This window comes from Arthrobacter sp. E44 (assembly GCF_041877125.1).
Classification (GTDB): Bacteria; Actinomycetota; Actinomycetes; order Actinomycetales; family Micrococcaceae; genus Arthrobacter.
In genome coordinates, this window is sequence record NZ_JBHDJA010000017.1 from 1 (window position 1) to 16,105 (window position 16,105).

Genomic DNA, 16,105 nt, shown 5'->3' on the forward strand with positions numbered 1-16,105 from the left:
CCCCAACGAGCGGCTGAACAGAGAGATCCGCCGCCGAACCGACAGCGTCGGAATCTTCCCCAACCGGGACGCGATCATCCGCCTCGTCGGTGGCGTCCTCGCCGAGCAAACCGACGAATGGGCCGAGGGACGCCGCTATCTGGGTCTCGACATCCTCGCCCGCTCTCGCATGCGCCCCACCACTGACACCGGAAGCGAGGTGGACACCGACACGATCATGGCCCTCAGCACATAAGCGAAGGATCAACCGTTACACCACTCCACGGGACTTGACCTCGCACTTCTAGGATCATCGCCCGTGGACTACGTCGTGGCGCTCTTTTTTCTCCACTGTCAAGCCTCGCCGTGCCCGATCATGTATTTCACCTCCCTCCGGAAAGCAATGTCCTGGCTCCGCGCCGACAATGGGGTGGATGTGAATTCGTCGAAAATCAAACGCTAAGCAACGAAACGTTCGCTAACGATCGTTCACGAGACATACCCGGAGCTTTTCAACAGACCGCTCCAACCCAGTGCTCAATTTGTAAAGCTTGCCGCGTACGCGCCAATGTAACGACTAACAGGGTTGGTGATACGTTGTGGTGATGCGCATTGGCTATGGGCGGGTCTCTACCCGCGATCAGCACCCCGAAGCCCAGCATGATGCCCTGGCCGCGGCTGGCTGCGAACAAGTGTTTGTTGATGTGGCATCAGGAAAGCTAGCCCGCCGCCCTGAACTAGACAAGGCTCTACTCTCGGCCAACCGGGCAGGAGACCAACTCGTCGTCACCAAACTCGACCGACTCGGCCGGTCACTGGAAAACCTCATCGAAGTCTCCAAGACTCTCCAAGAGCGCGGGGTCGATCTGGTGGTCCTGGACCAAAACATCGACACGTCCACCGCAATGGGGCGGATGTTCTTCCAGATCCTCGGCTCAATCGCCGAATTCGAACACGCCCTGATGTCCGAACGAACGCGTGACGGTTTGGCCGCGGCGAGGGCGAGAGGCCGGACCGGCGGCCAGAAACCCAAACTCGGCCCCCGCCAGGTAAAGCTGGCCCGGGAAATGTATGAAGAAAGAGGCGCGGACGGGAAGCGAGCACACACGGTCGAACACATTGCCCAGGAATTCGGCGTCACCCGGCCCACGATCTACCGGCACCTCGCGAAACCATGACCTGCCGCCCGGTTGTGGAACACGATGCCGGCATGTCCGTGGGGCGAGAGCCCTGCGCAGATCGTGCAGGTTAAACAACTACGAATTGTGCAGAGGAGTATTGAGCGAAATGCGGTTTCGTGCAGGCGACTTCTGACACTTCGGTATCCATACTCGGCTGCACAACCCCGGAAACACGCAGCCAGTTGTGCAGACGGGTACTGAAAACGACATGTGATTGGCGGCAACTGCTAAGTCAACAGGCTGCTGATACTGCAGCCGTTCGCTTGTGGGTCGGGCTCACCCTGATTAGAGGACCGTCACGGCCCAAACGGGCACCTACGCAACCTCGCGCAGATTGTTCACTGCCAAGCGATCATTGACGAGGGCCGCGTTCGCAGCCCCCAGGTGATACGGAGTTGCTATCAAACTGATAGCAACTCCTATCAATAGCTCATTCGTAAGTATCGCGGACCTGCTCGAGACCGATCCTAAGCGCGCGCAATGCCATTGGATGCTTCTTGCGGCCTTCAAGCTTCGCCACGACCGCGAGCAACTCCATGAGCTCACGGTCCTCGTCGAAACGAAGCAACATCGTCCTGGCGCTTCCCTTGTCCCTCGAATCGCTCAGTGTGGGCGTCACGCTGGGCCTAACCGGAGCTCCACGCGCAGCACTGACAGCCGGCGGAGTCAGTAACGGTTCAGCCGCATTGCCGAAGGCCTCGATAGCCTCGTCCCTAGCCTTCTCAGACGCGGAACGCTTCTTGATTGCCACTACCCCATCAACTCCTCTGCCAACCCGCGGATTTCCCTCGCCGCTTTAGGGTTTTTCCGCTCAACGACCCCGAGCCCCTCCCCCACCACGTCTCGATAAGCCTTGCGCTCGTACAGGACAGTTCGCAGTGGCTCGATACTCGGATAGTCGGAAAGGTAATCCCTGGCGTCACCACTTTCGGACTCGAACGCGTTGGTCGACACCCGCGTGAGGGCCCCCCTGACACGTAACGAGGGGTTGAAGTCCCGGGCTGTTTCAATCAACCTATCGACAGTCGCGAGTGTGTCGAGATCAAACTGGCTCGATTGCGTCAGAACCAACAATTGATGTGCGGCAGTCATGGCTGTCCGCATCTCCTTGCTGTCCTTCCCTGCCACATCAACGAGGACAACGTCATAGCTCGTATCCAGTTCACGCAAGGTCTCGTGCAGGCTGCCAAGTTTCTCCACCACAAAGATGCGAGGTTCATGCCCAGCCTCTTCTCGGTCTCCCGCCCAACGTGCAGTGGACCGCTGCCGATCACCGTCCACTACTGCTATGCGCATCCCTCGCTTCGCCAACTCAACGGCAAGGTTGGTTACAACGGTGGACTTGCCTACGCCGCCCTTTTCGCTACCCACAACAATGATCATGGCTCCAACCTAATGCCGACGTTGATAGCAGAAGGCTAGCGACACGCTACTTATTTGATAGCACTATGAAAGTAGTATCTAGGCCGCAGTTTCAAACTGCTATCAAAGTGCTACTTTGGCCTCACCGTCTGATGAGTAGCCCTGGGCTGCGGGGGCGACTCCGAATCCCCGACCCCAAGGCCCTCCGCTCGCGTCTTGGCCCAAAGCTATGCGGCATTCCAGTGTCTCGGCTATCAATATGCTACGAATTCGATAGTGCTTTGCTAGCGATTGTAGGCATGGGATGACTAATCCCTGCGAAGATAGCAATGGTTAGCGTAGTGCTACCTATTTGATAGCACTATCAAAGTACTACCAACCCTTGCCGCAGCGCGGATCGATGCGCGTATGCCCAGTTGTTCTAGCAGTTTCAAACTACTATCAATATGCTGCTTATGGCTCGGGCCAGCGAAGAGCGGCGCCAGGGGGCAACCAGAGCGAAGAATGCAGAAACTGGGGTGCCAGTGGTTGGGCCAAATCAAGATGCTAGCGACTGTCTATCAAAGCGCTAGCAGTGGCTGGTAATGTGCGAACCCGCCTGCGGACCCATCTGCAGCATGCCACCGTCGACAACCCAGCCTGCGCCGGTGACATAGCTGGAGGCCGGTGAGGCGAGGAACGCGATGACGTTGGCGATCTCCCAGGCGTTTCCCGGCCGGCCCAGCGGCACCCCGGGCCGCTCCGCCGTCGTCGGGTCCTGGTCCTCCTGCCCGGTCATCGGGGTGGCAATCTCGCCGGGGGCCACCGTGTTGGCCGTGATGCCGTACTGTCCCAGCTCAAGGGCAAGCGTCTTCATGAGGCCGCCCAGTCCGTGCTTGGAGGCGTCGTAGGCGGATGAGCCCACACGCGGCTGGAACTCGTGCACGCTGGACACCGCTACAAGCCTTCCGCCCTTGCCTGCCTTGACCATGCGCCGTGCCGCAGCCTGCAGGCAGACGAACGCGCCGTTGAGGTTCGTGTCCAGGATCTGCATCCAGTCGTCGATTTCCATGTCCAGGAACTTGGTGCTTGCCCCCGTCCCCGCGTTGTTGACGAAGACGTCCAGTCCGCCCAGCTCCTCGGCAAGTTCGTCGATGACGCCTGCCGCGTGGCGCAGTTCAGTCGTGTCCAGCTGCCGGACCACAGCCTTGCGCCCCAGGCCCCGGATTTCCTCAGCAGTTTCCTCCGCCCCCTCCTTGTCCGAGTGCCAGGTGACGCCGACGTCCATCCCGGCGCGGGCGAGTGCCACGGCAGTGGCCTTGCCGATCCCGGAATCGGATGCGGTAACGATGGCGGTGGTGGGGGCAAAGTTGCTGGTATCCGGCATGGCGGGCCTTTCGTTAGGTCGAGCGGTGCGTTCGGTTAACGGTCGTCGGGTCAGGCGGCGGGCGGGTCAGGCGGGGGGTGGCTCAGGCGGGCCGGCGCATGTCCGGTTGATAGGACTCGCTGGCGGCTTCGGCCGCGTCCTCGCGGCCCGCCGCCTCCGAATCATCAGCGGTTTCCGGCACGGCCATCAGCGGGACGGCGAAGGTCACCACGGGACGGCCGTCAGAGTCGTCTGCGGACCTGATGGTCAGGCTCCGGGTGCCCGGCGGTACCGACGGGCTGAACACCTGAAGATTGCGGGAACCGATGGCGGCCGATTCCCGCAGGGTGTATTCGGTACCAAAGTGGTCCTGCAGGATGAGCCGCGGTTCGGGTGCGTTGTCCGAGGGCAGATGGATGTTGACCACCAAGCCGGAGGCCCACACCTCCACGGAAAGGACGGTGAACTCGGTGGCGGAGGTGACATGCCGCCCGTAGGTGGGGGGCAGCAGCATCCGACGCAGTGCGCCGGATGGAATCAGGTTGCTCATGATATGTCCTGTAGGTCTTGCGCCGGCGGTTGGCGGGTAGCGCCGGAGGATGATCCGGTGCGCGTCAAGCGCTGGGGCGCGGGTGCGGCTTAGGCGTCTTCCCGGTTGGGGTTTTCCAACCGGAAGAAGTTCGATTGGGTGCCGTCGCTGCGCTGTTCCTGGTAGATGAAGTTGAGTTTTCGGGAGTCGAAAGTGTCAAACCATTCCTCCCAGCTAACGTGGCGGAGCTTGTCGTCCTTGCCACCGAAGTCGATCCGCAATACGCCGAGATGGTCGCCGTGTTCCGTGCCCTCCACTGTGGCGGGCACGCCATCGCGCTCTTCCGCCCACTGTTTGATGACTTCGTGGTGCGTTGTGGCCAGGCTGCGGCCTTCACGCTCCGGCTCATCCTCGGTTGAGGTGACTTCCTGCGAGTACTTCAGGGACTTTGCGGAGTCCGGTCCGCGGCGTATCTTCCCGCCCTCCGGGCCGGCCCCCAGGCCCTCTTCGTCCCCGCTTCCATCCGATTCACGGTTCTTGCTGCCTTTGTCTTCTGCCATGCCCGCCTTCCTTTCACCCCGGGCTAACTAGTAAGTCTACTTACCATGGAGCCTCCGGACAGGACCCGCTGTCAAGGGGACGGAAGACACTCTGCGGCCTGCCTGCGGAAGATGGGCAAAATCTGCGGGACCGGTGGAATGCTGCCGCTGGTGGGCTGCTCTACTTGCAGGGCGACTACCGGAGCGGGCGGACCACCGCGTAGTAGCCGGGCACCCGGTCCTGTCCCGGGACGCCGGTCACGGGGTTGGTTTCAATGGCCACGTGGCCATCCTCCAGCAGTTCCCATGCCGACGCCGGGAAGGCACGTTCGCGCTCTTCGGGCCCGAAGTGCCCCGGCATGGGGAGTCCGCGGATGGCGAGTTCCAATGGCGCCGGAATGCCGCGGGTGGTGGCTCCGAGGTGGGACACGTACTCCACCGGATTCCCCTGGAAATTGGTTTCGGCCATGAAGACCGTGCCGCGGCGGCCGGCAAGGTGCCGCAAGTTTTCGACGAGTGCCGTTTGGTGCTCCGGGTCGAGGACGTGCAGTACGCCGCGGATGAAAACATTGGCCCCGTCATCGCCGGCGCCAATGGACCGTGCCAGGGCTGTACCGGCACCATCCGCCGTCATGTCCCGTGCTTCAAATGCTGCGGTGCTGCTGCCTGCCGACTCCGCGCGCGCCCTGGCAATGGCGTGCCGCGACACATCAACGCCAATGACCCTGGGAAAGATCCCGGCGAGTGCGCGGGTAAAACTGCCGTGCCCGCAGCCGGTGTCCACCACGGGAAGCGCGGGATCGAGGTAGCGCAGGAGACCGTCCTTGTAGCCAAGGAACTCATGGTCGCTCCCGGAGTCCCACAGGACCTCCCCGCCCGGGCCCGTGGCGGTGATGCTGGCCCAGTAGGTGTCCCATGCCTTATGCCGGTCCTTCGGGGCGTTCCGCGAGAGCCTGACGAGTTTGGGGATCATCAGGTACTTCTGCCAGGCCGAGGAGGATGACTTTGTTGGGGACACGGCTCAAATATATGTTCCCTTGCTGGGAGCCGCGGCACGTTGGGCTGGATTACGGCGCGCCACGCCGCACATCGCGCGAACCGGGACGGAAACGGCAGAGGTGGGACGGGCGTCCTCCCTGGTAGACCCGCCAGGCTGCCATCCCCCTAGAATGTACTCAACTGGGAGGGAAGGGAGCACTGTGACGGCTGCGCCGAGTGACGTCCTCCTGCCCCGCACCGCCGTCGTCGCCGATCCCGACGCCGGCCGGCTGGCCACCAACGCCCGGGCACTGCGCGAAGCCGGATACAGCGTCTTCGAAGCAACCGACGCCGATGGCCTCGCCGCCCTGCTGGACACCACCGAACCCTCCGTCATCGTCGCCGATGCTGTCCTGTCCACAGCATTGCCAAACGCCCCCTCCGCCGCGCCCGTCCTGGTAATGGTGGACCTGGACAACCCCCAGGAGATCGGCGCGGCCAACCCGTCAGGCGTCCACGACTGCATCACCAAGCCGCCGGCGCCCAGGGAGTTGGTCCACCGCGCCTCCGTCCTGATCGAGCAGGTGTCCCGGCGCCGCGCATCCCGGCAGGAGGCCGAAGGGCTGCGCGGGCAACTGCGCGAGGTCTCGGCTGCGGTGCGCGCCACCAACGATCCCCAGGAGATCGCAAACCACGTCGTCGCCGGATTCGGGCGGACCTTCAAGGCGGACCACGTTGTCCTGGCCACCTTCGAGGACCACCGGGTCCCGGCGATCACTGCCGAGTGGCACCGACCCGGCCTGGCGGCCCTGCCCCCGGACGCCCTTCCCGGCGAAGACGAAGCCCGCGCCATGGCGGACACGCTCTGGGCGGGGACCGAGACCCTCTCTGCCGAGGGGAACGAGGCCGAGCCCAGGACGGATGACAAGCCAGCGGCCGCCGTCGCCGGAGCCGCCTCCACCCTTGCGGTGCCCATCGGCGAAGGAAATTCCTCCCTGGGCATCATCTGGATCGCCACGATGGACCGGCCCCGCACGTGGTCCAACGCCGAGCTGGGGCTGATCCAGCACGTGGCGGGCAACGCCGCCTATGGCCTGATCCAAAGCCACCTGATCAGCAGCCAGCAGCAGGTGGTGAAGCAGCTGCGCGAACTCGATAAAGCCAAGACAGACTTCCTGGCCACCGTGAACCACGAGCTGCGCACGCCGCTGACCTCGATCATGGCGTACCTGGACATGATCCAGGAAAGCACCGAGCACCCCGTGTCCAGGGAAGTCCACCAGATGCTGGACATCGTGGTCCGCAACACCGAACGGCTCCGGACGCTCATCGAGGACATGCTCAGCGTCTCGCGCGGCGGCCTCGACAACACGGAGATGCACCTGGCACCGGTCCGCCTGGGACACACACTGGACCTCGTGGCCGCGGCGCTCCGGCCGTTGGCCACACTGCAAAACGTGACCATCGACGTGGACCCGGTGCCGGAGGATCCGGAAATCCTTGCCGACGAGGTGCAGCTGCAGCAGGTATTCACCAACCTGGTGTCCAACGCCATTAAGTTCACGCCCAAGGGCGGAAGGATCGAGGTGGGCAGCGAATCCCACGCGGCGGAAGACGGCTCCAAGTGGGCCACCGTGCGGATCGCTGATACCGGCATTGGCATTTCGAGTGATGAAATCAACCACGTCTTCACCAGGTTCTACCGCGCCTCCAACGCCATGAATGGCGCCATCCCGGGCACGGGGCTGGGCCTTGCCATTTCCAAGGACATCGTGGACCGCCACGGCGGGCGGATCGACGTCGACTCCACCCTGGGCGCCGGGACCACGGTTACCGTCTGCCTCCCCCTTGGGACTGACCGCGTGCAGGCCAACTAGGCGCCGAAGGAGGACTGCCATGTTTGCCGACGACGACCCCCGGCTTTCCCAGCTGCTGGAAGGCATTGTCCGGCTTGCCTCCGGCGACCTCAATTCCCGCATCGAGGTCTCACCTGCCCGGGATGAGCTGGATGCGATCATCATGGGCACCAACCTGCTGGCCGAGGATCTGCAGGTCATTTACGAGGAACTTGAGCAGCGGGTCCAGGTCCGCACCCAGCTCCTGCACGAGGCACACCTCGAGATGCAAAAAATGGCCATGCAGGACCCGCTGACAGGCCTGGCCAACCGTTCGGCGCTGATCGAAGCCCTTCGCACCGCCCTGGAGGCGCGCCCGGGGCCGGAGCGGGAACCGGCAGAAGGTCCGGCCATCCTGCTGATGGACCTCGACGCGTTTAAGTCGATTAACGACAGCATGGGGCACACCGCGGGTGACCAGGTGCTGGTGACCGTGGGCGAAAGGCTGCGGACCGCCGTCCGGGCATCCGACGTCGTTGCCCGCCTGGGCGGGGACGAGTTTGCCATAGTCATGCCGTCGGCGTCGGCGGACCAGGCTGCGGTGGTGGCACACCGGATCCTGGCCTCGCTCAATGACCCGATTGAACTGCCCGGCCGCAGCGTGCGCTGTGGTGCCAGCATCGGGCTCAGCGTGGGCAGCGAAGGCCAGACCCCGGAGGACATGCTGATGGAGGCCGACGTCGCCATGTACGCCTCCAAGGCTGAGGGGCAGAACAAGCTGCACAGGTTCGAGCCGGCCTTGCTGCTGATGCGGCGGCTCCGGAGCCAGTTGGTGGACGACCTGCGGGCCGCCATCAAGGACGACGCGCTGACGCTGCACTACCAGCCGGTGGTGGAGCTTGGTACCGGACGGATTGAAGGCGTGGAGGCGCTGGTCCGCTGGAACCACCCCACCCGCGGCTTCATCATGCCTGAAGAGTTCATTCCCCTTGCCGAGGAAGCCGGGCTGATCTCGGAACTGGGCCTGTGGGTGCTCCAGACCGCGGTGAAGCAGCTCCGGTGCTGGACAGACGCCGAGTTGGTGGACAGCACCTTCTCGGTGCGCATCAACATTTCCGCTACCGACCTGCAGAGCCTGCAGTTCATTGAGGATGTGCGGAACATCCTCCAGGACACGGGGGTCAAGCCGGAGCAGGTGGTCCTGGAACTGACGGAAGTGGCCATCGTCAAAGGCAACGAGTTGGACCGGTATTCGCTGGGCGGGCTCCGCGGCCTGGGCGTGGGCATTGAAATCGACGACTTCGGCACCGGCTACTCCTCCATCAGCTATCTCCGCCGGCTGCCGGTGGACCGGGTCAAGGTGGACAGATCGCTGATCACTGGCCTTGAGAGCGACCCCAGCCAGCCTGCCCTTGTGGCAGCGGTGCTGCAGCTGGTGCGAGCCTGCGGACTGGAGGCGGTCTGGGAAGGCGTTGAGACGGCGGAGCAGGCGCAAATCCTGCGGGACCTGGGCTGCCGCAGTGCCCAGGGCTACTACTTCAGCCGTCCCGTTCCGCCGGAGCAGATCCCGGATCTGCTGGCTGACCAGCAGGAAAGCGCTAACCAGTAGCGCAAAACTACTGCGCTTTTGGAGCCGCCGTTATACGATCAGCGTGCGGTGTCCGGTTCGTCGCTGCCGCGGAATTCAGGGTCGTTCGGCACCGTACTTTTATAAGGCGTTTGGAAATTTGAACATAATTGGGCCATTGGGTCATTACTTCGTCAACTGGGGGCGTTGCTAATGTCGGTTCGGGTACAGGCATGGGGAATTATCGCCGCTGTCCTGGCGGATACGGATCCTGCGGGAGCGGCTGTCCGGCAGCGGTTGAGCAACAGCCTCGACGAAAATCCCGGCGTGCCGGAGCGGGCGCTGCTGGAGTATCTGCTTGAGACCAGGCGCAGTGATGCCAATACGGTGGAGACGCTGGAAACGGCCAGGGAAATGCGCCTGACCCCGCCCGCCCTGCCACCGCAGTTCGCGGAGCAGTTGGACGCCATCCGCAGCATGTCCCGGATAAGCGCCCTGCTCGAAAACCAGATGCTGATGACCGCCTTCCAGCCGATCTATGGGCTCGAAGGAAAAACCGTGGTGGGTGCAGAGGCTCTCTCCCGTTTCGTCAGCGACGACGGAGCCGCCGCTGAATTGTGGTTCGCCGAGGCAGCCGCCGTGGGCCTTGGGGCAAACCTTGAGTTTTCTGCGCTCGGCTCCGCTGCCGCGGCGGCCCGCACCCTGCCGGAAAACCTATATGTTTCGCTGAACATTTCGCCCACGTCCTGCACGGACCCGCGGCTGCCGGAGCTGTTCGACCACATCGAGCTTCCCATCGACAGGGTGGTTCTCGAATTGACCGCGGATATTCCGGAAGAGGAATACCTGCAATTTATTTCTGCGATTAATCCGCTGCGCGAAAAGGGGCTGCGGATCGCCGTCGACGACACCCACACCGGCGCAGGGGCACTGAGCCGCATGATCCACCTGCGGCCCGACTTCCTCAAGGTGGGCCGCAACGTCATCGCCGATGTGGACAAGGACGGGCTGCAGCACGCCCTTGCGTCGTGCCTGGTGGACTTCACCGAGCAGATTGGTGTGACTCTGGTGGCGGAAGGCATCGAGACTGTGGGCGAACTGAAGGCCCTCACCGAGCTTGGCATCAGCGCCGGCCAGGGCTACCTGCTGGGTCGGCCGTCCGTCCGGCCCGAGGACTGGGCCAACTGGAATACGCGCCTGGACATGGACGGCCTGGAGCGCCACTTGGCCGGCCCGGGCGAGTCGCGGAAGAAGCGGGGCACAACGGCGTCGTGACGATGGACCAGCGGCCGGCGGACCGAAAGCCGCCAGCCGCTGCCCACCCAGGCACTACTCGGAGTGGCCCTGGTCCCTGCTCATTTGGTCCTCGGCGGGCGGGGTCTCCCCGGGAGGAACTCCCCCGCCCGGCTCCAGGCCGGTGACGTTGCCCTCCGCAGGGTCGGGGTTCGGCGATCCGCCCGACTCTTTGCTGCGCTGCTCAGCGAGGTGGGGCTGGGCGGCGCCAACATCGTCCTTCCCGGGACGGTCGGGATTCGCGGGGTCATTTTCCGGATGGTAAGTGCTCATGCTGCCTTTCCTTCCTCTCCGGCTGCGGTTCGGTTCCCCAGCACTGGACTAATTGTAAGCATGCTGATAATTCTGGAGGAGTAGGGCCGGTAAGCCGCTGGGGCGCCGGCATACGACGTCGGAAGGAGCAGTCAGATGGGAATCGGCGACAGCATCGGCAAGGCAGCGGAAAACGCGATGGAGGACCTGGCCGGGACATCCAAGCCGACAGAAAAGATGGATGTTCCGAATCCGGCGGACCCCAATGACGACGTTGAAGTGCACTCTTCCCTGAGTGAGGGTTCGAATGCGATGGAGGCGGAGAAGCAGAAGGCTCCAGGCCTCAAGACCGGGGCCGCCCCGGCCCCGGTGTCCAACAGCCCGTTGGGCGGGGACGTTGATGAGACGGACAACCTCAGGGCGCACAGCGGCATGGCCCGGAACGACCAAAAGCAGAACGAGGCGTCGGACGACGGCGGCCTGGCCGGCGATGCGACAGCGCCCACCGAAGCGGACCGCGGCTAAGTCTCCCGACAGGTTGGATAAGCCGGGTGCGCTTCAGCCGGCCGGGTCCTCCGGCCCGGGCGCATGCCGCCACTGGCCGCGCGCCCGCAGCACGTCGCGAAGCAGGTCCGCCCGGTCCGTGACAATCCCGTCCACGCCAAGGTGGAGGAGCCGGTGCATTTCCGCCTCCTCATTGATGGTCCATACGTGCACCACCAGGCCCAGCTCATGGGCGCGCCGGATGAAGCCGGCAGTGACTACAGGTATCCGTCCATAGCGGACGGGTACCTGCAGTGCGTGCACGTCGCGCAGAGTCCGGCGCATCAGCCGCCGGAACACCGGGCGGGGCAGTACCGGGCCCAGCAGCGTGAAGAGGGCATTCGAGGCCACTCCGGCGGACGAAGCCACCGGTTGGCTGAGCAGCTTCAGCACCGCCCGCCGTCGGCGGTCCGAAAAACTGGTGACCAGCACCCGGTGGTGCACCTGGTGCCGCTCGATGGCGGCCGCAGTGCTGCGGACCGAGCCCCAGTCCTTGACGTCGAGGTTGAGCCGGGCGTCTGGAAGCTGGGTTACCAGTTCGTCGAAGGTGGGGATGGGCTCGCGGCCGTTGATCCGCGCCTTTGCCACCTCCGCCGCGGGCAGCTCCGCAACCCGGCCCTTGCCGTCCGTCACCCTGTCCAGGGTTTCGTCGTGGAAGAGCAGCAGCACGCCGTCGGACGTGGTGTGGACGTCCGTTTCGAGGTACCGGAAGCCGAGTTCAACGCCGGCGCGGAACGCGGCCATGGAGTTTTCCAGGCCCTCGCCCGAGAACCCGCGGTGGGCCATGGCGATGGGCAGCTGCCGCCCGGCGTCGTCCGGGTGCTCGAAGAAGGGCAGGGTCACACTGCGAGCGTACCCGAGGCCCGAGGCCTTCAGTCAGCGCGGCAGTTCAGCCAGCGCAGGGAAGGATGTCCACGCCGTCACCGCAGTGCAGCAGGGTCCGCCCGCGGCCGCCGTCGAGGTGGACCCAGACCGCCGTGTGGTCCGGCGTGATGGTGTCCACCACGCCGCCCGATTCAAAGCCGGGTGAAAAGAGGACCCGGACCCGGTCGCCCTGGCGCAGCTGCTTCCAGTGCGGAGCGGGCGTTGCTGCGTGGAGCGGCGCCTCGGCTGCGTGCTGCTTGGTGCTTCTTGCCATCGTTACCCCCTTCGAGCCGGCGGAGGTGCCTGCTCTCCACGCTTGACGCTACGGCGGGAAGGTAAACGCCAGGTGAGCGGAAGCTGGGAAAACGGTGGCGCCGGATGCGGCAGGCTGGGGTCAGGAAAACTGGACGCCCAGGGAAGCGAGGCGGGCCTCCAAAACCTGGGCCACGCCGTCGTCGTCAAAATGCGGTGCCTGCTGCCCCGCCGCGCGGATGGCCTCCGGGTGGCCGCTGGCCATGGCATAGCCGTGGCCAGCCCACCGGAGCATTTCAATGTCGTTGGGCATGTCCCCGAAAGCCACTACGTCAGCGGCCCCAATGCCCAAGGCGGACGCATACTCGGCCAGCGTGACGGCCTTGTTCACACCGGGCAGGGACAGTTCCAGCATCGCGACGCCAGGCGAAGAATGGGTGGCCGCTGCCAGGTGTCCGACAGCGGGAGCCACCTCGGCGAGAAAGTCGTCAGGCGTGCCGTCGCGGACGATGGCGAGGAATTTCACCACAGAGTCCTCGCCCGTGAGCGTGTCCTTCAGCGGCGCCGGGGTGAATTCGGCGAGCAGCTCGCTGGACTCGTTCTCGATGAAGCCCGGTTCCAGATGGAAGCCGGTGAGCGTCTCCGCGGCGAACAGCGCAGCCGGGCGGAGCTCCTTGATGATGTGCCGGACTTCCAGGACAGTGTTGATGGCCAGGGTACGGGCGGAGACCAGGCAGTCCGCTTCCAGGTCCCACACCACGGCGCCGTTTGAGCAGATCACTCGACCGGTGTGGCCCAGCTGTTCTTCGAGGGGGTGCAGCCACCGGGGTGGCCGGCCTGTAACAAAGACAAGTTCGACGCCGGCATCACGGCAGGCGCGGAAGGCGCGGACGGTGCGGGGGCTGATTTTTCCGTCATGCCCGAGGATCGTTCCGTCGATATCGCTTGCTACCAGCCGCATCCTGCAAGTCTACGTGGGTCATTGGGCAGCCGGAGTGCGCTGGAAGGCGGCAGGGCGTCGTCGTACTTCCCCGCAACGCACCTCCCGCGTCTGTTGGATCACGGACGTGCCCCTTTCATCAGGGGATGATGGCAGCCGATTCCACGGAGTAGAGCCGGGCATAATTCAGGCACATGCTCACGCTTTCGTCGGCGGGGACCCGGTTGCCGGTGAGGGCTACCGGGTCGCGGATGGCAAGCCGGGGGCCGGCGGGCAGGAGGAGTGTTTCGCCATCGAGGCTGGTTCCTTCGGGGAAGATCAGCGTGTAATCATCCCCAGCCTCCGACTGCAGGATGACGCAGCCTGCCCCGTCCTTGGCCAGCGTGCCTCTGAGCTCCGCCTCAGGCCCGGAAGCGGAAGGCTGGCCGGAATGGACCACCACTTTCAGCCCGTCCGCGCCCTGCAGCATGGCGGTGGCAAGTTCCGGGGCGGCCGGCACCGGCCGGAAGGCGTAGCGGCTGGCGGCGCCGTCCGCAGGGTTCATGAGGAAGTCCACTCCCCGCGCCTGGTCGGTGTCCAGGTTCCGAGGTGCCGTTGTCGGCGGCGCTGACGGCTTCGCCTGCCCCTCCGGCGGGCCGCTGTACTCGCAGCCCGTCAGCGCGGCGAGTATCACTGCAGGAACCAGCCAAAACCGCACGAACCGCATCCGCTTCCCCCAGAGCTGACAGTGCTCCCAGCCTAGCCTCTCCGCGCCCTGGGCCGTGAGGAGTGCCGGTTGTCAGCCTCCGGGGCTACACTGAAACTATCGAACATATTTTCGAATAAAGGTGTGTTGTGGGCGTTATTGTCGGTCCCCGCGTGATAGACGCGGGTGCCTCGTTGTTCTCGGTGCTGATCTCGCCCGTGGCGGTGGCGGCGGGCTTTCCGTCGCCCGCACAGGACTACTTTGACGGCCGGATCGACCTGAACGCGCACCTGATCAAGGACATCACCAGCACCTTCGTGGTCCGCGTGACCGGTGACTCCATGGAGGGAGCGGGCATCAGTGACGGCGACGAACTGATCGTGAACCGGGCGTTGGAGCCCAAGGACGGATCCGTGGTGATCGCGGTGCTTGACGGCGAACTGACGGTCAAGCGCCTCCGCATCACCCGCACCGGGGTGCTGCTCCAGGCGGAAAACCCCAAGTACCCGGACATCCGTGTGCCCGCCCTGTCCGAGCTGACCGTCTGGGGCGTTGCCACCAGGTGCCTGCACCATGTTTGAGGCCGTGAAGGCTGGGAAGTCCCATGGCTAAGCCTATGGTGATGCGGCAGATGCCGCAGATCGCTCATGTGGACGTCAACTGCTTCTATGCCTCGGCCGAGCGCGCGTTCGACCCCTCCCTGGAGGGACGCCCGCTGGTGGTGCTGTCCAATAACGACGGGTGCGCGGTGACCCGCTCCCCCGAGGCGAAAGCCCTGGGCATCACCACCGGTGAACCCTGGTTCAAGCTCGCGCCGCGGGCCAAGGAGTGGGGCCTGGTGGCAAAGTCGAGCAACTATGAGCTGTACGGGGATATCAGCGCCCGTGTGATGGAACTGCTGGGCAGGTACTCGGCTTGGCTGGAGGTCTACAGCATTGATGAGGCATTTCTGGGCGTGAAGGGCGGCCCGGGAGAGCTGCTGGCCTTGGGCCGCAGGATGAAGGAGGCAGTCCGGCGGCACGTGGGCGTCCCGGTCTGCGTGGGCATTGCGCCCACCAAGACCCTGGCCAAGCTCTGCAATAAGTGGGCCAAGAACAATCCTGCTTTTGGCGGGGTCTGCCTTTGGGAGTCGGTCCCGGCAGACATGCGGGAGGCACTGATGGGCCGCCTGCCCGTGGATGAGATCTGGGGCATCGCCGGCCGGCTCACCAGGCGATTGAACGTCCTGGGGATCTTCACCGTCCTGGACCTGGTCCGCGCGGACCCCGTGGTGATCCGCGACAGGTTTTCCGTGGTCCTGATGCGCACCGTCCTGGAGCTGCGCGGCACCCCGTGCATCCCCATGGAGGAGGAACGGATTGGACGCGACCAGTTGATCTTCTCCCGCTCCTTCGCCACGCCTGTGACCACCACCGCAGGCCTTCGGGAGGTGCTCAGCATCTATGGGCAGCAGGCGAGCGCCAGGCTCTCAAAGCACGGGCTGCAGGCCAAGGTCCTGACGGCGTTCGCTGCCACTTCCCCGTTCCGGGACAACGAGCAGGCCTACCCCTCGGTATGCGTCTCACTGCCCATGCCCACGGCGGATCCGCTGCTGCTCACCAAGGCCGCGCACGCCCTGTTGCCCCACACCCGCGAAGGGCTGAAGTACGCCAAGGCGGGCCTGATGCTGACCGACCTGCGGCCCACGGGAAACCAGCCGCCGCTGGAGCCGTTCGAGAACCGGCATGAGGAACGCGGGATCGGGCCGCTGCTTGAGGACGTGAGCAGGCGTTTCGGGCGGGGTGCCATCGGATTGGGGCACGCGGGCATCAAGTCCGGTTTGGACTGGACCATGAAACGGGACATGCGCTCCCCCCGGTACACCACGCACTGGGACGAACTCCCCCTGGTCAAAGCGGCCTGAAAAGCAGCAGGTCCCGCCGCCGGCACAGTGCCAGCGGCGGGACCTCATTCCTGCATGG

The 16,105-nt window shown here is 64.6% G+C and carries 19 protein-coding genes; 8 read left to right on the top strand and 11 right to left on the bottom strand.

Annotation, left to right across the window (positions count from 1 at the left end):
* Both ACETK3_RS15035 and ACETK3_RS15040 read left to right on the top strand, forming a co-directional pair.
* The coding region (locus ACETK3_RS15035; protein ID WP_373993140.1) for a transposase at window positions 1-235 on the top strand (235 nt) is incomplete at its 5' end.
* Between the two features lie 349 nt (window positions 236-584).
* On the top strand, window positions 585-1,157 hold the full coding sequence (locus tag ACETK3_RS15040; RefSeq protein WP_237429414.1) for a recombinase family protein: 573 nt from the start codon (window positions 585-587) through the stop codon (window positions 1,155-1,157).
* A gap of 433 nt (window positions 1,158-1,590) precedes the next feature.
* On the opposite strand, the gene ACETK3_RS15045 is transcribed toward ACETK3_RS15040, so the two are convergent.
* From ACETK3_RS15045 to ACETK3_RS15070, 6 genes are all read right to left on the bottom strand, one after another.
* A complete protein-coding gene (locus ACETK3_RS15045; RefSeq protein ID WP_237429413.1) occupies window positions 1,591-1,911 on the bottom strand; it encodes a hypothetical protein in 321 nt (106 codons plus the stop codon).
* The gene (locus tag ACETK3_RS15050; RefSeq protein WP_373993141.1) at window positions 1,911-2,543 is read right to left on the bottom strand and encodes a division plane positioning ATPase MipZ; all 633 of its coding nucleotides are present in this window, start codon (window positions 2,541-2,543) and stop codon (window positions 1,911-1,913) included. Before ACETK3_RS15050 ends, ACETK3_RS15045 begins: the two co-directional genes overlap by 1 nt.
* 547 nt (window positions 2,544-3,090) lie before the next feature.
* Window positions 3,091-3,888 (bottom strand): SDR family oxidoreductase, encoded by a 798-nt coding sequence (locus tag ACETK3_RS15055; RefSeq protein WP_237429412.1) that lies wholly within the window; start codon window positions 3,886-3,888, stop codon window positions 3,091-3,093.
* A gap of 82 nt (window positions 3,889-3,970) precedes the next feature.
* Window positions 3,971-4,417 carry a hypothetical protein gene (locus ACETK3_RS15060; RefSeq protein WP_236800514.1) on the bottom strand — a complete coding sequence of 149 codons (447 nt, stop codon included), beginning with the start codon at window positions 4,415-4,417 and terminating at the stop codon, window positions 3,971-3,973.
* 89 nt (window positions 4,418-4,506) lie between these two features.
* Window positions 4,507-4,956 carry a hypothetical protein gene (locus tag ACETK3_RS15065; protein ID WP_236800513.1) on the bottom strand — a complete coding sequence of 150 codons (450 nt, stop codon included), beginning with the start codon at window positions 4,954-4,956 and terminating at the stop codon, window positions 4,507-4,509.
* Window positions 4,957-5,131: 175 nt separating this feature from the next.
* On the bottom strand, window positions 5,132-5,908 hold the full coding sequence (locus tag ACETK3_RS15070) for a class I SAM-dependent methyltransferase (RefSeq protein ID WP_237430578.1): 777 nt from the start codon (window positions 5,906-5,908) through the stop codon (window positions 5,132-5,134).
* Window positions 5,909-6,104: 196 nt separating this feature from the next.
* Between ACETK3_RS15070 and ACETK3_RS15075 the strand changes: the two genes are divergently transcribed.
* The 3 genes from ACETK3_RS15075 to ACETK3_RS15085 all read left to right on the top strand — a co-directional run bounded on the left by ACETK3_RS15075 (window position 6,105) and on the right by ACETK3_RS15085 (window position 10,590).
* Window positions 6,105-7,790: an ATP-binding protein gene (locus ACETK3_RS15075; RefSeq protein ID WP_373993142.1), complete on the top strand. Its 1,686-nt coding sequence runs from the start codon at window positions 6,105-6,107 to the stop codon at window positions 7,788-7,790.
* Window positions 7,791-7,809: 19 nt separating this feature from the next.
* Window positions 7,810-9,357 (top strand): bifunctional diguanylate cyclase/phosphodiesterase, encoded by a 1,548-nt coding sequence (locus ACETK3_RS15080; protein ID WP_237429410.1) that lies wholly within the window; start codon window positions 7,810-7,812, stop codon window positions 9,355-9,357.
* A 171-nt stretch (window positions 9,358-9,528) separates the two neighbouring features.
* Window positions 9,529-10,590, top strand: a complete 1,062-nt coding sequence (locus tag ACETK3_RS15085) for an EAL domain-containing protein (RefSeq protein ID WP_237429409.1) — start codon at window positions 9,529-9,531, stop codon at window positions 10,588-10,590.
* 54 nt (window positions 10,591-10,644) lie between these two features.
* Here ACETK3_RS15085 and ACETK3_RS15090 read toward each other — a convergent pair whose 3' ends face one another.
* A complete protein-coding gene (locus ACETK3_RS15090) occupies window positions 10,645-10,881 on the bottom strand; it encodes a DUF6480 family protein (protein ID WP_236800509.1) in 237 nt (78 codons plus the stop codon).
* A 135-nt stretch (window positions 10,882-11,016) separates the two neighbouring features.
* On the opposite strand from ACETK3_RS15090, the gene ACETK3_RS15095 reads away from it, so the two are divergent.
* Window positions 11,017-11,385, top strand: a complete 369-nt coding sequence (locus ACETK3_RS15095; RefSeq protein WP_237429408.1) for a hypothetical protein — start codon at window positions 11,017-11,019, stop codon at window positions 11,383-11,385.
* 33 nt (window positions 11,386-11,418) lie between these two features.
* Here ACETK3_RS15095 and ACETK3_RS15100 read toward each other — a convergent pair whose 3' ends face one another.
* The 4 genes from ACETK3_RS15100 to ACETK3_RS15115 all read right to left on the bottom strand — a co-directional run bounded on the left by ACETK3_RS15100 (window position 11,419) and on the right by ACETK3_RS15115 (window position 14,156).
* Window positions 11,419-12,246, bottom strand: a complete 828-nt coding sequence (locus ACETK3_RS15100) for a glycerophosphodiester phosphodiesterase (RefSeq protein WP_237429407.1) — start codon at window positions 12,244-12,246, stop codon at window positions 11,419-11,421.
* 46 nt (window positions 12,247-12,292) lie between these two features.
* Entirely contained in the window at window positions 12,293-12,541 is a 249-nt protein-coding gene (locus tag ACETK3_RS15105; protein ID WP_237429406.1) for a hypothetical protein, read from the bottom strand.
* Window positions 12,542-12,661: 120 nt separating this feature from the next.
* Entirely contained in the window at window positions 12,662-13,480 is an 819-nt protein-coding gene (locus ACETK3_RS15110) for an HAD family hydrolase (RefSeq protein ID WP_237429405.1), read from the bottom strand.
* Window positions 13,481-13,598: 118 nt separating this feature from the next.
* Window positions 13,599-14,156 (bottom strand): hypothetical protein, encoded by a 558-nt coding sequence (locus tag ACETK3_RS15115; RefSeq protein ID WP_237429404.1) that lies wholly within the window; start codon window positions 14,154-14,156, stop codon window positions 13,599-13,601.
* Window positions 14,157-14,293: 137 nt separating this feature from the next.
* Between ACETK3_RS15115 and ACETK3_RS15120 the strand changes: the two genes are divergently transcribed.
* Entirely contained in the window at window positions 14,294-14,725 is a 432-nt protein-coding gene (locus ACETK3_RS15120; RefSeq protein WP_237429403.1) for a LexA family transcriptional regulator, read from the top strand.
* Between the two features lie 23 nt (window positions 14,726-14,748).
* A complete protein-coding gene (locus tag ACETK3_RS15125; protein WP_236820953.1) occupies window positions 14,749-16,047 on the top strand; it encodes a Y-family DNA polymerase in 1,299 nt (432 codons plus the stop codon).
* Window positions 16,048-16,105: the final 58 nt, after the last annotated feature.